This is a genomic window from Chryseobacterium cupriresistens (assembly GCF_046614675.1).
In the GTDB taxonomy this organism is placed as follows: domain Bacteria; phylum Bacteroidota; class Bacteroidia; order Flavobacteriales; family Weeksellaceae; genus Chryseobacterium; species Chryseobacterium cupriresistens.
Window position 1 is genome coordinate 836,128 of the sequence record NZ_JBKKJT010000001.1, and the last position, 16,944, is coordinate 853,071.

A 16,944-nucleotide genomic window follows, 5' to 3' on the forward strand; every position below is an offset into this window, starting at 1 on the left:
TGTAAATTTATCAAAAATTCGAGAAATCAATATATGAAAAAAGCGTTAATAATAGTCGATGTACAGAATGACTTTTGTGAAGGCGGAGCACTTGCTGTCCCTGGAGCCAGCGAAATTATTCCATACATCAATCTCTTGATGGAGGAAAATGAATATGATCAGGTGGTTCTTACACAAGACTGGCATCCTGCAGGTCATAAAAGTTTTGCAAGCAGCAATGGAAGAAAGGTGGGGGAAAGCATTATTCTCAATGGAGTTCCGCAATTTATGTGGCCGGATCATTGCATTCAGGGGACTTTCGGAGCAGAATTCCATAAAGATCTGAACAGAGATAAAGTAACCCATATTATACAAAAAGGTAAAAATATTGAAATTGACAGCTACAGCGGTTTCCAGGATAACAATCACTTTATGAAAACCGGTTTGGATGATTTCTTAAAATATCACGACATCCAATTGGTAGAAATCGTAGGACTGGCATTAGATTATTGTGTTAAGTTCACTGCACAGGATGCAGTAGCTAATGGATATATAACCTGTCTTCATTTCAATGGAACACGTGCAGTAAATGTAAAACCAGACAATGCCAGAGATGCCATCTATGAAATGATTGAGAAAGGAGTAACTGTTCTGGGATAATAAATAAGACGTACAACGATATAAAAACAAAAAGCGCAGAATTATTTTCTGCGCTTTTTTATTCTTTACTCTCAAAAGTACTGTTTAAAGCATTTTAAGGTTGTTTACTTCCAGTTCTGTAAGGATTCTCCAGTGTCCTCTTTTGATATTCTTCTTCGTTAATCCGGCAAACATTACTCTGTCTAAAGCTTCCACTTCGTATCCTAATCTTTGGAAAATTCTTCTGATAACACGGTTCCATCCGATGTGGATCTCAATTCCGACTTCATTTTTAGGTTTCCCCTCAATATATGAAATCTGATCAACAACAGCTACTCCTTCATCAAGACGGATACCTTCTGCAATAAGACGTAAATCTTCACCGGTAAGTTTTTTATCTAATGTTACATGATAAATCTTTTTGGCATCAAAAGAAGGATGCGTCAGTTTTTTAGTCATGTGACCGTCATTGGTCAGTAAGATAACTCCTGTTGTGGAACGATCCAGTCTTCCAACCGGGAAAAGTCTGTATGGAGAAGCATTCGCAACAAGATCCATTACAGTTTTTCTGGCTTTATCATCTTTGGTAGTAGAAATATACCCTTTCGGCTTATTCAACAGTACATATACAGGCTTTTCAGGAGTAATGCTTTGTCCGTCAAAAACAACTCTGTCTGTTTTCTGTACCTGATATCCCATTTCAGTTACCACCTTTCCGTTGACTTCTACCAATCCCTGAGTAATCAGCTCATCAGCTTCTCTTCTGCTGCAGATTCCGGAATTAGCGATATACTTATTAAGACGGATACTGTCTTTGTTAACGTCTTTTTCAATTTTATTCAATCTCCTTTTCTGAACAAAAGATCTCGTTTTGTCATCATTTCTGTCATCACCGCTGGAAGGTCTTCTTCCGTATTTCAGACTGCCTCTTTCATACTTATCTCTTGTATCGAAATTTTTTCCGCCTCTCTTAGGTTTTCCGAAAGATTTTTTCTCATAGCTCTCACTTTTGTTGGTGATATAAGGTTTTCTTTCAGATTTTGAACCAAAATCGTCATTGGAATTTTCGAAACTGTCCGTATTTCTTTTAAAAGGTTTCTTTTCAAATCTTGAGTTGGATCCTTTATGTTCCGGCCCTTTTTTTCCTCCGTCTTTAGAGAAAGGCTTTTTAAAAGGTTTTGATCCTGAAGAATTTCCAGATCTGGAAGCACGAGAATCATCAGAACTTTTCTTGGTTGAAATTCTTGGTCTCTTTGGTCTATCTGAATTATTATTATCTCTGCTCATTCTAAAAATTTATGCAAAGATAGTAATTTAGTTACGAGTTAAAAATTAAGAATCATAACTTTGCACTATAGTTTACATTTTTAACTTTACATACAATCAAAGATGATAACAATATTAAACGATAATTTTTCACAGCTCAACGAGTTTCTTCACCAGAAATCTTTCAGTAAAATTTTTATTCTTGTAGATGAAAATACTCATGAATACTGTCTTCCGGTTCTTCTGGGCAATATGGAAACCGATCTTGGCTTTGAAATTTTAGAGATCGAAGCCGGAGAAGAAATGAAAAATATCCAGACAGCCAATCAGCTGTGGGAAATTCTTACGGAAATGCAGGCAGACAGAAAAGCACTGGTTATCAACCTTGGTGGTGGTGTAATTACCGATATGGGAGGATTTGTTGCCTCTACTTATAAAAGAGGAATCCAATTCATTAATATCCCTACTACCCTTTTATCGATGTGTGATGCTTCCATAGGAGGAAAAACAGGGATTGATCTGATGCACTATAAAAATATGGTTGGAACTTTTGCTTTTCCTGAACAAATCTTTATTTATCCAAAATTCTTAGAGACACTGCCTTTTAAAGAATTAAGAAGCGGATTTGCAGAAATGCTGAAACATGGACTAATTGCTGATAAAAATCATTGGGACCAGCTGATTCAGATCCGTAAACTGGAAGTGGAAACCGTTGTTCCTCATATCCAGGCTTCTATGAATATTAAACAGAATGTAGTAGATCAGGATTTCCACGAACAGAATATCAGAAAAACGCTTAATTTCGGGCACACCATCGGACATGCTGTGGAAAGTTTATGTTTACAGCAGGAAAATCCTATTCTTCATGGGGAAGCAGTTGCGATGGGAATGATTGCCGAAGCTCATCTGGCATATCTTGAAAATCTTATCTCTGAAGAAGATTCAAAAATTATCATTGAAAACATCCAGAGATACTATCCATACCTCGACATCAGCGATTTTAAAGATGAAAATATTACCGCATTATTACTGAATGATAAAAAGAATACAGACAGTAAAATCAACTTTTCTCTGCTTACAGGGATAGGTTTCTGCAACTATGATCATCAGTGCAGCCAGAAAAATATCATTGAAGCTTTATCTTTTTATAGAAAACTGAATGATGCCTAGTAATTTTCATAAAATAATTTCATTTTAGAATATCACTTTTGACAAAAATGTCAATTTAGACAACATCTAAACAAATGTTTATTTAAAGATTTAAGTCATTAATAATCAAATGTATAAAATTAAAACCACTTAAACGCTAAGTGGTTTTTTTATTGATTTTAATCATAAAAAATATTTTTGGCAAGCAATTTGAAAGATACTCAGCGTTCAACTGAAAATGCTGAACAGTAGTAAAATTTAAAATTAAGAAAGAGTAAAATTAAAAAATTAAAGTTATGAAAAAGTTAATTTTAGGATTAGCGTTAACTGCAGGAACATTCGCATTCGCTCAACAGACAGGAAACACATCTTCTAATCCGGTAACATTTGGGGTAAAAGGAGGAATGAACGTTTCTTCACTTTCTAACGGTGCAGATTTAAGTGATTCTAAATCAAAAATTGGTTTTAATGCAGGAGTTTTCGCCAACATCCCATTAGCAAGTTCTTTTAGTGTGCAGCCGGAAGTTCTTTATAATGACTTAGGTTCAAAAGTAACAAGAGAATATTCAGTACTTGGTAATAATTATAAGAGCGAATATTCAAGAAATTTAGGATACGTTGCTGTACCGGTAATGTTCCAGTATAATGCAACACCTGAGTTCTTCCTTGAAGCAGGTCCTGAATTTGGATTTCTTGTAAGCGCTAAAGATAAGTTAAAAAGTTCAACAAACAACAGTAACAATACACAAGTTGCCACTCTTGACAAAGATGATTTCCAGACTTTTAACTTTGGTATCGGTATTGGTGCAGGATATTACTTCATTCCTAATTTAGGAATTACAGCAAGATATACTGCAGGTCTTACTGACATTTACAAGAATAATTCTGGTGATGCTGTAAAAAACAATGTATTCCAGGTAGGTTTAGCTTATAAATTCAAATAAGCTTACATTCACTAACAAATTTTATATTCAATAGAAAAGATCAGATTAATTTTTTAATCTGGTCTTTTTTTATGTTAAAATAATATGGAGTTAATAATTCACCATCAATACATCCCATATAGTTGATTTTTCATTCGTTAAAAACATATAAAGTCTATATTCATGGGGTTTGACAGCATATTGTTTGTTGCTTCGCGAACGTTAAACAACATAAAATTAAACTAATCTATGAAAAAGATTTTTCTAGGCCTGGCCATTATCGCAGGTACTTCACTTTGCTCAGAGCACTTCTGCATCTACTGAAGCTACTACTCCATCCACATCTTCTAAAATCAAATTCGGTTTGAAAGCAGGTCTGAACATTTCTACCCTTTCCAATATGGATATGAAGTCAAAAGCAGGATTCTATGGTGGTGTATTTGCCAATATTCCTGTAGCTAAGGATTTTTCAGTGCAGCCGGAAGTTTTATATAGCGCTACGGGGGCAAAAGGAAAAGGAGATAATAATACCCAGCTTAATTTAGAATATCTTTCTGTTCCTGTCATGTTCCAATATAAGGCACTTCCTAATCTGTATGTAGAGGCAGGCCCGCAATTTAACTTTTTGATTGATGCCAGATTAAAGAAAACTGCTTCTACGAGCCTTCTTAAAAATGGAACTCAATCTTTCGATTTTGGGATCGGATTGGGAGCGGGTTATTTTTTTACCAAAAATATTGGGGTGAATGTGAGATATACCGCAGGCTTATCTGATATTGTAAAAACAAAATATCAGTACGGATATGACAGAGAGGGATCTGTAAAAAATGGCGTATTCCAGATAGGATTAAACTACAAATTCTAAAGTTTACTAAGTTTTTTAATGACAAGGAGGCCGGATTAATTTTAATCCGGCTTTTTTACCGCAGATAAAAAAATATTCTTAAAAAATGTATACTAAGTAGAAAATTAAGAACATAAATTGATTTTGGCACGTAGTTTGTTTCTTAAAGAAATGTTAAATAAAACTTAATAACTATTAAAAATAAACTTATGAAAAAGATTTTTTTAGGCCTTGCGCTTGTAGCAGGTACTTTTGCTTTCTCTCAGAAGACTTCAACTTCTACTGCTTCTTCTTCTCCAGTTAGATTTGGTGTGAAAGCGGGTCTTAATATTTCAACTCTTACCGAGAATGATTTCAATTCAAAAGCGGGATTCTACGGAGGATTATTTGCCAATATTCCTGTAGCTCAGGACTTCTCTTTCCAACCAGAAGTGTTATACAACGGAATGGGTGCAAAAATTAAAGGGACTAATGATATAAAAGTAAACCTGGATTATATTTCTGTACCGTTAATGCTTCAATATAATGCCCTTCCTAACCTATACGTGGAAGCAGGACCTCAATTCAGCTTTTTGATTAACTCAAAACTGAAAGCTGATTCCAATTCTGCAGATGCTAAAGATCTGTTCAAAGGTTTCGACTTCGGAATTGGTCTTGGAGCAGGATATTATTTCACAGACAATATCGGTATTACCGCAAGATATGTGGCTGGTTTAACGGATGTTGCCAAAGACAGACCGGATCTATCTGAAGACAAAGCTAAAAACGGAGTATTCCAGGTAGGTTTAGCATATAAATTTTAAGAAATCAGTTTAGCTTTTTAAAGCAGACTTCTCATCAATACAGAGCCGGATTTAATATAATCCGGTTTTTTTATTTGTCCCGATATTTTGGCAAGAAATTTGCCTGTAGAATAATTGATTGTACTCTATCCGGAATTTTTCCAACTTACGGTTTATGTTTCACAATGAGTATGCTTTGATTCATTTGATATTCAATTGAATATCAGAATTACAATCTAACTATTACCATTAAACTTTAACGGAACTGTGTCAGCCAAGCTGGCAATATGAGTACACAACAGAATATGGAAAATATTTTGTCTGTTCAAATAAGATACATTTTGATTTCAATAGAAAAAGTCAGGTTTATTAGTTTACGCCTGACTTTTTCGCTTATTATGACTTTTATCACTTTATCCTTTTGTGGCAGATATTTTGATCCAAAAAAGAAAATTAAACTTTAAATCATGAAAAAACTCTTTGCAGTAATTGTAATTGCAGGTTGCCTTTTCGCGAATGCGCAGGAAAAACATCAGTCAAAATCTTCTCCTGTCACTTTTGGTGTTAAAGCAGGTTTTAACGGTTCTACACTTACCAGAGGAGATGGCTATGAATATGATAACAATGAGAAAATCAAAGCAGGTTTTCATGCAGGAGTGTTTGCGAATATTCCTGTTTCTGAGAAATTCAGCATCCAGCCAGAGCTTCTTTTCAGTCAGCTGGGATCAAAATCAGACTATAACTACAGAACCAGCTCGGGAAACTACAGAAAGACACAACACTATGATTATAGGACAACATTAAATTACCTTTCTCTTCCTGTAATGGTTCAATACAATATTCTTCCGCAGCTTTATGTAGAAGCAGGTCCTGAATTCGGATATCTGCTGGGAGGAAAGACAAAAGGAGATTTAACCACTATCGAGACTACCGGAAATTCAGTTACAGTACAGCGTACGGAATATATTTCACAGAGCATTTCAAAAAGCCTTTTTAATCGTTTCAATGTAGGATTAGGTATTGGTGCCGGATATTATTTCACTGAAAACTTTGGCGTAACCGCAAGATTTACGGCTGGGCTTACCGAAGTTTACAAATACAACGACGGTGATAAAGTAAGAAATAATGCACTTCAGGTAGGAGTAGTATACCGATTTAAATAGAGATATTTATTATTTTCAAAACTGGTGCCGGGCTTTAAAAAGTCCGGTATTTTTATTTTTATTCTTAAAAAGTACCCGGAAGTCCTTTTAATTCATGGAAAAGCCAATTCCAGTTCAATTTTTTTTATTATTTCAATTATCAATAATAAAGTGTAATGAGCCTTCAACTATTTTCACAAAACATTCATTATATAAAATATTTATTCATCAAAAAGGGATAAATGGTTTAAAATAAACTTTTCAAAAACCATCTCAAAAGCCCTTTAAACAGGCATTTTTCGACTTTGGCAAGCAATTTGCAAAATACTTGGAGTCTGATTGAGAGATATCCGACACACAAATAGTAAAATTAAAAAATAAAATTATGAAGAAGTTATTTTTAGGATTAGCATTAACTGCTGGTACACTAGCTTTCGCTCAGGAGACAGAAACAAAGACGGAAACTAAAACAGTCAATGCATCACCACTAAAAAAAGATGTACAACCCATTAGATTCGGAATCAAGGCCGGAGGAAACTCAGCTTATTTCAGTGAGCAAAAGTTTGGAATCAACACACAACAACTAGGTTTCCACGCAGGTGCATTCGTTAATATTCCACTTTCAAAACATTTCAGCTTACAGCCAGAGGTATTATACAACCAAATGGGAGCAAAAGATGTAATTTCATCTACAGAAACTGATAATGGAATTACGAATGTAAAAACTAAAGAAGAAGGTAGAGTAAAGATGAACTATATTTCAGTTCCATTGATGCTTCAGATGAGACCTACAGAGAAATTTTACGTTGAAGCCGGACCTGAATTCAGTTATTTCATCAACGGAAAGACTAAAGGAGAAAGAAGTGTAGCAAGTACTACAGGAGGTGTTACTACAACCACTACAAGTTCTAATACTGAAGATATCGACAAAGATCAGATCAATAAATTCAATTTCGGATTGGGTCTTGGTTTAGGATATGATATCACATCTAACATCGGTATCAGCGCAAGATATGTAAATAGCTTGACAAAAATTGATAAAAGCAGACCTGCTGCTGAAAACAACAACAGAGTATTTCAGTTAGGTCTTAACTACAAATTCTAATTAGAAACCAATTTTTTAACCGAAGTGCATTAACCTTGCACGCATAAAATAGCCGGAAGATTTTCTTCCGGCTATTTATATCAAAAGTTTTATTCAAATATTCTCGGATCATCACTGATCACCCCATCTATTCCCATTTCTTTTAATTCCTTTAATCTTTCTCTGGTATTCACAGTCCATGGGATTACTTTCATGCCTAATGAGTGGCATTCCTTTACTAATTGGGGCGTTACAAGATTATGTTCCGGGCTGTAAATTGTAGGAGTAAAACTCAGGAACTTCATATCTCCGGCTACTCCATTCATATGATCAGGATACATTCTGAACTTTTCTACCGGAATATTTTTAAAATAAGCCTGCTGCTGGGCCAGCTTTTTATCATCAACCTTTTCTACGAGTAAAGCAGTCATTATTCCAGGATATTCTTTATGAAGAATTTCCAGTGTTCTTGGATCAAAAGACTGAATGATCACCCTATCCTGGATCTTTTTTTCAATAATGATCTTCATCATCAGATCCACAAACTCTTTGGGTTCGGGATGGAATATATTGTCTGAGAAAGGACGTGTTTTGGTTTCTATATTATAATAAGGTAACGGCCTTTTCAATTCACGGGCATAAGCTTCAGATGCATCAATGACGTCTGAAAAGAGAGGTTTCTGAACCTTCATTTTCTTTTGATCAGGATAGTTTTCCAGTTTTTTCATTCCTACATCAAAGGTTTTGATCTTTGCATAAGACATTTCATAAATTTTATAATAAAACCCCGAATCCTTGGGAATATAGGTTCCATTTGGTTTTGTTACCAATTCAGGTGAAAGAAAAGCATCATGGGAAAGAATTACTTTTTTATCTTTTGTTATGGCCAGATCCATTTCCAATGTGGAAACATTCATTTTTAATCCGTTTTTCATAGCCGGTATTGTATTTTCCGGGTAAAGGGATTTTCCTCCGCGGTGTGCCTGCCTGTCAAAAGATTGTGAAGCATAAAATTGGGTAAATACAATAAAAATACCCGTGAATAGTGCATTTTTCATATCCTGAAGTTTTAATCTTACAAAATTAAAACTCCACTGTATATTGTATAATAAAGGAATATTAAGCTTTTGCTACATTTCTAAAACAAAAGAACCAGGTTGTACACCCGGTCCTTTTTATATTTCAATAAAGAGACTAATTGAATAAATCAACTTCTTCTCCTTTTCCTACAGGATATTCTTCTGTAAAGCATCCGAAGCAGTGGTTGGCTGATCCTAAAATATCTTTCAGGTTATCGATACTTAAAAACTCTAAGGAGTCTACTCCCAGGTAATTTTTAAGTTCTTCCGTAGTCATATTGGCAGAAATCAGATCATCTTTGGACGGAGTATCAATTCCAAGGTAGCAAGGAGCGATAATTGGAGGGGAAACACTTCTGAAGTGGATTTCCTTTACTCCTGCATCTTTTAAAATTTTAACCAGTCTTTTAGATGTTGTTCCACGAACAATAGAATCGTCAATAATGACTACTCTCTTGTCTTTCATTTCAGAAATGATCGGGTTCAGCTTAAGATTCACTACCCTTTCTCTCATTTCCTGTGTAGGAACGATGAAACTTCTTCCGATATATCTGTTTTTGATCAAAACCGGACGGAAAGGTATTCCTGAAGCTTTAGAGAAACCAATAGCAGCCGGAACTCCGGAATCCGGAACTCCAATTACCAGATCAGCTTCTACAGGAGCCTGTTCCCAGATTTTCTCTCCGGATTTTTCTCTGATCTCGTAAACATTGATATTTTCTAAGGTAGAGTCAGGTCTTGCGAAATAAATATATTCGAAAGAACAGATTCTCTGCTTACCTTTCGCTTCATCCATCATATAAGAATGAAGTTTTCCAGGTTCGTTTTCGTTGGTATAAATGATCTCACCAGGAAGGATATCACGTACATACTGAGCACCTACAGCATCCAATGCTACAGATTCTGAAGCTACTACATAAGATTTTTCATCAATAGCCCCCAATACTAACGGACGGATACCGTTGAAGTCTCTGAATGCAAAGAATTTGTTTCTGGTCATCCCTACTACAGAATAAGCTCCTTCAATCTTTTCCATGGTTGCTTTAATCGCTCCACGAAGACCTAAATCAAGGTTTTTCTGAATCAGTCTCAGGATAACTTCAGAATCGGAAGTCGCTCTGAAAACTACGCCTTCAGCTTCTAATTCTGCTTTTAATTCTTTGGCATTGGTAAGATTACCATTGTGTGCTATAGAAAGTATAATCTGGTCATATTCGTTTTTCGCGAAAAATGGCTGAAAATTATATTTCTTCTTATCTCCTGCAGTGGTATAACGGGTATGCCCAATTGCAGAATTTCCCATAAAAGTTTCAGGTTCCTGAATGTCTTTATAAACATCTAAAACCAGTCCTTCGTCTTTCATGTTTGTGATTCTTCCATCCTTTAAAACGGAAATACCACAAGCCTCCTGACCTCTGTGCTGTAATGCAAAAAGGCCAAACTGTGAAAGAGAGAAAGTATCCAGATCATTATCCGAATACATTCCGAAGATCCCACATTCTTCATTAGGAGCATCCAGTCTTTCCTCTTCCTGAGTTCTGAAAAGATTTCTTCCGTAGGTCTGGGTTTTAAACTGTTTTAAATATTCACTTTTATGAATGTCTAAACTTTTCATTTCTATTTTTTCTAAATTAAAAGATTAAAAAATTTAATGATTAAAAAGATTACAGCCTGTTTAATTTTTAAATGGTTTAATCTTTAAATAAATTAAATCTTATTTCTGTAAAAGATTTTTAAGACGGTTGTAGATTTCAACATAAGCCTCAGTAACTTCTCCTAAGTCTCTTCTGAATCTGTCTTTGTCTAATTTCTTCATGGTATCTTTATCCCAAAGTCTGCAAGTATCAGGAGAGATTTCGTCTGCTAAGATGATTTCACCGTCTGAAGTTTTACCTAATTCGATTTTGAAATCTACCAGGATGATATTGATTTTGTCAAACAGGTCGATAAGGATATCATTGATATCTGAAGATAACTCATACATTTCGTCAAGTTCTTCGTAAGTAGCTGCTCCTAAGAAAACGGCATGGTGATCATTGATAAGCGGATCTCCCAATTCATCTTTTTTATAACAGATATCGAAGATCGTTACAGGAGATTTAATTCCTTCTTCCACTCCTAATCTTTGCGCCATGCTTCCTGCAGAGTAGTTTCTTACCACCATTTCCAAAGGAATGATAGAAACCTTTCTTACCAGCTGCTCTCTTTCGTCTAATTTTTTGATGAAATGAGTTTTAATCCCTTTCTCATTTAAGTATTCAAAAATAAGGGTTGTGATTGCGTTGTTCATTTCCCCTTTAAGGTCTACCTGACCTCTTTTTTGAGCGTTAAATGCTGTAGCATCGTCTTTGAAACGTACTACTACTTCATCAGGATTATCGGTTGCAAATACTTGTTTTGCTTTCCCCTCGTACAACATTTCTTTCTTTTGACTCATAATTTTACTTTCTAAATTGTAGTTAGATTTATTGATTTATTTTATTATTATTCCTGTTAAGACAGCCAGTCCAAAACTCAGCAGTGTACCAATTAATACATACTCCGTAAGTTTTCTCTGTTTTGCCTGTGCAAGGTCGCTGAACCTGAAAACAGATTTGGCAGCTACCATGAAACCTACGCCTTCCCAATGATTCACCATAATAAAAGTGAAAACCAGCAGACGTTCTAAAATTCCGATATATTTTCCGGCACTTGATAAAGATTCGGTTTGAATAGTGTTGGGGCCATCCGGAGCAGGTGTCCAGGATGACAATAAGGTTTTGATAAAAATAGAAGCAGGTGTTGTCAGAAACAGCGCCGCCATAATTACCTTCAAAAATTCCTGATTTTGTACGAAGCCAAAACTGAATTCCTGGAAATAAAAAGAAACTCCGGCAATCACTGAAACATGCAGCAGCTGATCAATGAAAAACCATCTTTTCTTAGTCTTTACATTTTGAAATATAAGTTTGGAAGCATCAATCATAAAGTGAGTAATTCCCACCAATACAGCGACCCACCAAAGCTGAAGATCCCAAAGGAAAACAAGGCTTAAAATAGTGTGAATCAGAATATGAAGGTATAAAAACTTACTTTTCAGTTTATGGTTCTCCTTATCTGCAACCCATGAATTTGGCTGAAGTATAAAATCTCCGAGTAAATGTGCCAATATGAGTTTGATGAAGATCATGCCTATAATTCTGAGATTTTCTTTCTGAAATACTGATTGGTTTCCACGATGAGCTCATAGTTGGCTCGTTTCAGTCTCTGGCTTACCGAAGACTGTGAAATAGCAAATCTCTTAGCAAGATCTTCCTGAGTGATATCCTGATTCATAATCATCTCATGAATGATCTCTGCCGTAGCCATTGTCCAGTTATCAAAATCCTTGGACGACCATTTCAACAGGATATTAAGATCTCTGTCCACCGGATCACTTGATGTTTTGATGGCAACAGTATGCCCGTCACTTTTAAGGTCATTAAGCAGTCTCCCGGAATTGACATAGGCTGTACCATTGGATTCAGTGATTTTCTCAGAAGAAAAACTTTCCTCACCAATACCTATGGCCATCCTTACATCTAAATTTTCAACACTTTTAATAAGAGATTTTATGGCTAGAAAACGCCAGAAAACGTCATCAATTCTGCATTTGAACTGGAACTCATCTCCTCTGTAGATTTCCCATGTGTGAGGAGCGCTTCCCCATTTTTCGAGAAGATGTTTAAGCCTGGTAATCCAAACTTCAGTGTCCGCATGCTGTGAATTTATAATATCACCGGTAATGACCGCTATCATACTGCAAATATAAGCATAATTACTTATATATAAAAAATATAAGCAGAAACACTTATAGATATTGATTATTAGTGAATCAGCTTATATCAATGATATAGTAAACATAAGGTTTTTAAGGCTTTATATAAAACTACTGAATAGCAAAACAGCAAAAAAATGTTCAATCTTTTATTATGGTGTCGACTTTAACTCTACTTTTTATACTTTTTTTATAGTAAGAAGCTGTTCCTGCTATCCGCTCATACTCCTCGCGCCTATCTATTCCAACTCCTTAACCCTACAACTCTCACACTTCTACTCCGGGGTAACCGCTGCTATCAGGGCTAGGACAGTCATTGTGGGTAAAGCAAAGCAATCTTTTAAATTACACAATATAAAAATAAACCTAACAGGTTTTTAAAACCTGTTAGGTTTGGCTTGTCACAAAAATTATAGTATTCAAATTTGATTTTATTTACCTTTTAATAAACTGATGTACCTTTTCATCAAGCTTCAGGAAATAAGTTCCCGTTGGAATCCCTTGTACAGAAATATCTTTTTTATACCTGAAAGGATCTTTTTCAGTATAAATCACTTTTCCCGAAAGATCTATGATTTGGGCTGTCTTTATATGGGTAACTTCTCCGTTCACATACAGATAATCATAAACAGGATTCGGATATATTGTAAACTCATTATTAACAGTCATCAATTCCGCTGTAGACAATGTGCCTCCCAGATTCTGACAGTAATTGGACGGATAAGAATCCCATTCACTGCTAGTAAAAGTATTATTGGGTTGATTGATGGTGTTTTTTCTGTATAAAGATACGTTCCCGTTATTATTGGTCGTGTATTTTACCCCGATAGCATCCACTGTAACCGTTTTATTATACGCAAGTTCCACATAATTTCCTCCCGCAAACATCATCGGATCAGAAGCAGTTACAAATCTTGCCTCGTCAAGAGTATAGCATGATAAAGTGCCTTTCGGATTCAGGATAACAAAAGTTTCGTTGTTTCCTACCTTGCCTTCCAATTCGTATGTGTCACCATTATAGAAATCTCCTGATATATTATTTTTAAACTGAATATTAATTCTGTAATTATTTAAATTAACCTCATGTCCTGTTTTATTGACAATTTCCAGCGCATTATTTTTCACAGATTCCGTATTTGTTCCGGATATATATTTGGTAATGATAAGATCCGGGGCATAGGAATCCGAAGCAATTGTTGAGGCTGTTACCATATTACTGAATGGAGATTCCAGGTATGCTTTATCAAAGGCTTTCACCGTAAAAGTATAGGTGGTTGACGGGCTCAGGTGATCGATGCTGATGGAAGTCCCTTTTGTAGTGGCAACAGGCGTTACAGATCCATTCATATAAATCCTGTATCCTAAAATATCCGCATCAGGAGAAGCCGTCCAGCTCAGATTCACAAAATAAGCATTCTGCTGGGTTGAAACCAGTGATCCGGGAGCCGCAGGAGCAATAGTATCAGGTGTTTCGGACCAGATCATATCAATCCACTCAGGATGATCAATAAATGGGTTTCTGTTTTTTTGTATAGTATAAACAGCATTGTTCCGGTCAATTTCTCTTTGCGAAACCGGATCTGCCGTATTCCACTGTTTCAGCATGGCAATATAGGCAAGATCAACTGCTCTTTCTTCCGTTCCGTCCAACGGACATTGGTCTGTAGCAGGAGTAAGATTGGCAGATGTGGTATAAGCGGTATTGAATGAACCTAACTTTCCTTCATAGCGTACTGCAAAGTATAACAATGACCTTGCAATATCACCTTTGAATTCATTAATAGGTTCATACACTCTTCCAGTATAAGGGTAATTGGGAATCGCTGCATTAGATATTCTCGAAGTGTTGGAAAAAATATAATGATTGGTATTATTTCCTGTTCCATATGGATAATTGCTTCTTCGCTGGTTGATCCATCCATCAACAGGAATTATAAAATTCAGATCCGAATACATAGGATAATCACTGATAGATGAGCTTGTACTGAATGTACTCTGCGGCATCATATGTTCCCGGTTGTACCCCAAACCTTCCGCACCAACACCTGCTACCAACTGATCTGTAGTATATTCATAAGAATCCGGCCCAGACGGAATTTCAGAATAGATATCCAGCAGATACTGAGTATTGGAAGCATCATGATCATAATATTTATCCAGATCAGTCTGGGCATATAACACTTTAAGATCGTCATAATGCCAGTTGATCATTTTTTCTGAAATAATATCGTGGATCTTTGATTTCAGGGCATATCCCGTCAGTCCGGCTGTTCCATCATAATACCCCGCAGGTGCCTGCGCAGCACTATAAGAAGAAATCAAAAGGATTGGAAGTAGAATTTTTTTCATGCCTTAAAAATTGGGAAACTAAAAATAGTGAAATAAAAAACGAATATGCCAGAATATTTTATTAAGAAAGTATTAATTCTCAAAATATAAAAAATTGAAAATTAGATGTATTGGTCGTTAATAATGCTGGGAAAATAATTTTTCTTTAGCATTCCATCAATTTGGTTATCTTTGGGAACTAACTATTATTATATGAATACTGAGACTATTGACAACATCAAAATGATAGCGGAGACGGCTAGAGAATTTGCAGAAAAGAACATCAGACCGAATATTATGGAATGGGATGAAAGCCAAACATTTCCAAAAGACTTATTCCACCAGTTGGGTGAGATGGGTTTTATGGGAATTGTAGTTCCTGAACAATATGGAGGTTCCGGCTTAGGCTATCATGAGTATGTTACTATTCTGGACGAAATTTCTCAGGTTGACCCATCTATTGGTCTTTCTGTAGCAGCACACAACTCACTTTGCACCAACCATATTTATGAATTTGGAAATGAAGAACAAAGACACAAATGGCTTCCTCAGCTGGCTTCCGGAAAAGTAATCGGAGCTTGGGGACTTACAGAGCACAACACAGGTTCTGATTCAGGAGGTATGTCTACAACTGCTGTAAAAGATGGTGATGAGTGGATCATCAACGGAGCTAAAAACTTTATCACCCACGCTATTTCAGGTGATATTGCCGTAGTAATGACGAGAACAGGTGAAAAAGGAGCTAAAAATAATTCTACAGCCTTTGTTTTGGAAAAAGGAATGCCTGGTTTTACTTCCGGAAAAAAAGAAAATAAATTAGGGATGCGTGCTTCTGAAACAGCAGAATTAATTTTTGATAATGTACGCGTACCGGATTCTCACCGTTTAGGTGAAGTTGGAGAAGGTTTCAAGCAGGCTATGAAAGTGTTGGATGGCGGTAGAATTTCTATTGCTGCATTAAGCTTAGGGACTGCAAGAGGAGCTTATAAAGCAGCTTTGAAATATGCAAAAGAAAGACATCAATTCGGAAAACCTATTGCAGATTTCCAGGCAATCAACTTTATGCTGGCAGATATGGCAACAGAAATTGATGCTGCTGAACTTCTTATCCAGAGAGCATCTACTCTTAAGAATGCAAAACAAAAAATGACAAAAGAAGGAGCTATGGCTAAACTATATGCTTCTGAAGCTTGTGTAAGAATCTCAAACAATGCAGTTCAGATCTTCGGAGGATATGGTTATACGAAAGATTTCCCTGCTGAAAAGTTTTATAGAGATTCCAAACTTTGTACTATTGGAGAAGGAACGTCTGAGATCCAGAGACTTGTCATTGGAAGAGATATTACAAAATAATTTTAAAAATAACACCGATACAAATGATTAAACAGGCACTTTTAGGTGAATTTCTGCATGAAGCTGAAAACACCAGAAAAATCTTACAGGCAATCCCCGACAGCGCACTGGATTGGAAACCGTCCGAAAAAAACTGGACAACCGGTCAGCTTGCTTCTCACATTGCTGAAGTATACAACTGGTATGAATCCACTTTCAATCAGGACGTTTTCGATATGGGAACTTACAGGTATGACAAAGGAGATATTTCCAAAGCAGAAAATATTCTTGCAAAATTTGAGGAGAATGTTGCCAACGCACAGAAAGCTCTTGAAAACTCTGATGAAAATACCTATTTCAACGAGTGGAAAATGGAAATGAACGGAAATGTACTTTTCCCTCCTATGCCAAAGGTTCAGGTGATAAGAGCTTTTCTTTATAATCATTTGTACCATCACAGAGGTGAGCTGGTTGTTTATTTAAGATCAACCGGAAACAAAGTTCCTGGACTTTACGGACCTACTGCTGATGATAAAATGTAGTTAAACATTGCATCAATATAATAGAAGCTGTTTCATTTTGAAACAGCTTTTTTTGTAGG

General features: G+C 35.9%; 15 protein-coding genes and 1 pseudogene. 9 read left to right on the forward strand and 7 right to left on the reverse strand.

Translation table 11 applies throughout. The annotated features are described in order from the left end of the window. The first annotated feature begins 33 nt into the window (after positions 1-33). Positions 34-639: a bifunctional nicotinamidase/pyrazinamidase gene (pncA, locus tag ACLI50_RS03915; protein ID WP_202840198.1), complete on the forward strand. Its 606-nt coding sequence runs from the start codon at positions 34-36 to the stop codon at positions 637-639. Positions 640-723: 84 nt separating this feature from the next. On the opposite strand, the gene ACLI50_RS03920 is transcribed toward pncA, so the two are convergent. Next, complete coding sequence (locus ACLI50_RS03920; RefSeq protein WP_228449368.1) at positions 724-1,905, reverse strand: pseudouridine synthase; 1,182 nt, start codon at positions 1,903-1,905, stop codon at positions 724-726. Between the two features lie 102 nt (positions 1,906-2,007). On the opposite strand from ACLI50_RS03920, the gene aroB reads away from it, so the two are divergent. The 6 genes and pseudogenes from aroB to ACLI50_RS03950 all read left to right on the forward strand — a co-directional run bounded on the left by aroB (position 2,008) and on the right by ACLI50_RS03950 (position 7,829). After that, entirely contained in the window at positions 2,008-3,054 is a 1,047-nt protein-coding gene (gene aroB, locus ACLI50_RS03925) for a 3-dehydroquinate synthase (RefSeq protein ID WP_395973542.1), read from the forward strand. A 275-nt stretch (positions 3,055-3,329) separates the two neighbouring features. Beyond that, positions 3,330-3,977, forward strand: a complete 648-nt coding sequence (locus ACLI50_RS03930) for a porin family protein (RefSeq protein WP_110008847.1) — start codon at positions 3,330-3,332, stop codon at positions 3,975-3,977. Between the two features lie 228 nt (positions 3,978-4,205). Beyond that, positions 4,206-4,821: pseudogene (locus ACLI50_RS03935) on the forward strand (porin family protein). Positions 4,822-5,009: 188 nt separating this feature from the next. After that, entirely contained in the window at positions 5,010-5,603 is a 594-nt protein-coding gene (locus tag ACLI50_RS03940) for a porin family protein (RefSeq protein WP_227942044.1), read from the forward strand. A 446-nt stretch (positions 5,604-6,049) separates the two neighbouring features. Further along, the gene (locus ACLI50_RS03945) at positions 6,050-6,745 is read left to right on the forward strand and encodes a porin family protein (RefSeq protein ID WP_202840190.1); all 696 of its coding nucleotides are present in this window, start codon (positions 6,050-6,052) and stop codon (positions 6,743-6,745) included. A 364-nt stretch (positions 6,746-7,109) separates the two neighbouring features. Then, a complete protein-coding gene (locus ACLI50_RS03950) occupies positions 7,110-7,829 on the forward strand; it encodes a porin family protein (RefSeq protein ID WP_137904080.1) in 720 nt (239 codons plus the stop codon). An 89-nt stretch (positions 7,830-7,918) separates the two neighbouring features. Here the strand turns inward: ACLI50_RS03950 and ACLI50_RS03955 are convergent, their stop codons facing one another. From ACLI50_RS03955 to ACLI50_RS03980, 6 genes are all read right to left on the reverse strand, one after another. Further along, positions 7,919-8,866 (reverse strand): glycerophosphodiester phosphodiesterase family protein, encoded by a 948-nt coding sequence (locus ACLI50_RS03955; protein WP_343638556.1) that lies wholly within the window; start codon positions 8,864-8,866, stop codon positions 7,919-7,921. 136 nt (positions 8,867-9,002) lie between these two features. Next, the gene (gene purF, locus ACLI50_RS03960) at positions 9,003-10,502 is read right to left on the reverse strand and encodes an amidophosphoribosyltransferase (protein WP_411413207.1); all 1,500 of its coding nucleotides are present in this window, start codon (positions 10,500-10,502) and stop codon (positions 9,003-9,005) included. A gap of 99 nt (positions 10,503-10,601) precedes the next feature. Beyond that, the gene (purC, locus tag ACLI50_RS03965) at positions 10,602-11,324 is read right to left on the reverse strand and encodes a phosphoribosylaminoimidazolesuccinocarboxamide synthase (RefSeq protein WP_110008841.1); all 723 of its coding nucleotides are present in this window, start codon (positions 11,322-11,324) and stop codon (positions 10,602-10,604) included. Between the two features lie 36 nt (positions 11,325-11,360). Further along, positions 11,361-12,056 carry a DUF3307 domain-containing protein gene (locus tag ACLI50_RS03970; protein WP_202840186.1) on the reverse strand — a complete coding sequence of 232 codons (696 nt, stop codon included), beginning with the start codon at positions 12,054-12,056 and terminating at the stop codon, positions 11,361-11,363. Between the two features lie 2 nt (positions 12,057-12,058). Then, positions 12,059-12,664 (reverse strand): SatD family protein, encoded by a 606-nt coding sequence (locus ACLI50_RS03975; protein WP_110008839.1) that lies wholly within the window; start codon positions 12,662-12,664, stop codon positions 12,059-12,061. Between the two features lie 454 nt (positions 12,665-13,118). After that, entirely contained in the window at positions 13,119-15,032 is a 1,914-nt protein-coding gene (locus ACLI50_RS03980; RefSeq protein ID WP_411413208.1) for an endonuclease, read from the reverse strand. A 192-nt stretch (positions 15,033-15,224) separates the two neighbouring features. On the opposite strand from ACLI50_RS03980, the gene ACLI50_RS03985 reads away from it, so the two are divergent. Both ACLI50_RS03985 and ACLI50_RS03990 read left to right on the forward strand, forming a co-directional pair. Further along, entirely contained in the window at positions 15,225-16,364 is a 1,140-nt protein-coding gene (locus ACLI50_RS03985; RefSeq protein WP_110008837.1) for an acyl-CoA dehydrogenase family protein, read from the forward strand. Positions 16,365-16,387: 23 nt separating this feature from the next. Further along, a complete protein-coding gene (locus tag ACLI50_RS03990) occupies positions 16,388-16,885 on the forward strand; it encodes a DinB family protein (RefSeq protein ID WP_343638565.1) in 498 nt (165 codons plus the stop codon). Positions 16,886-16,944 lie beyond the last annotated feature (59 nt).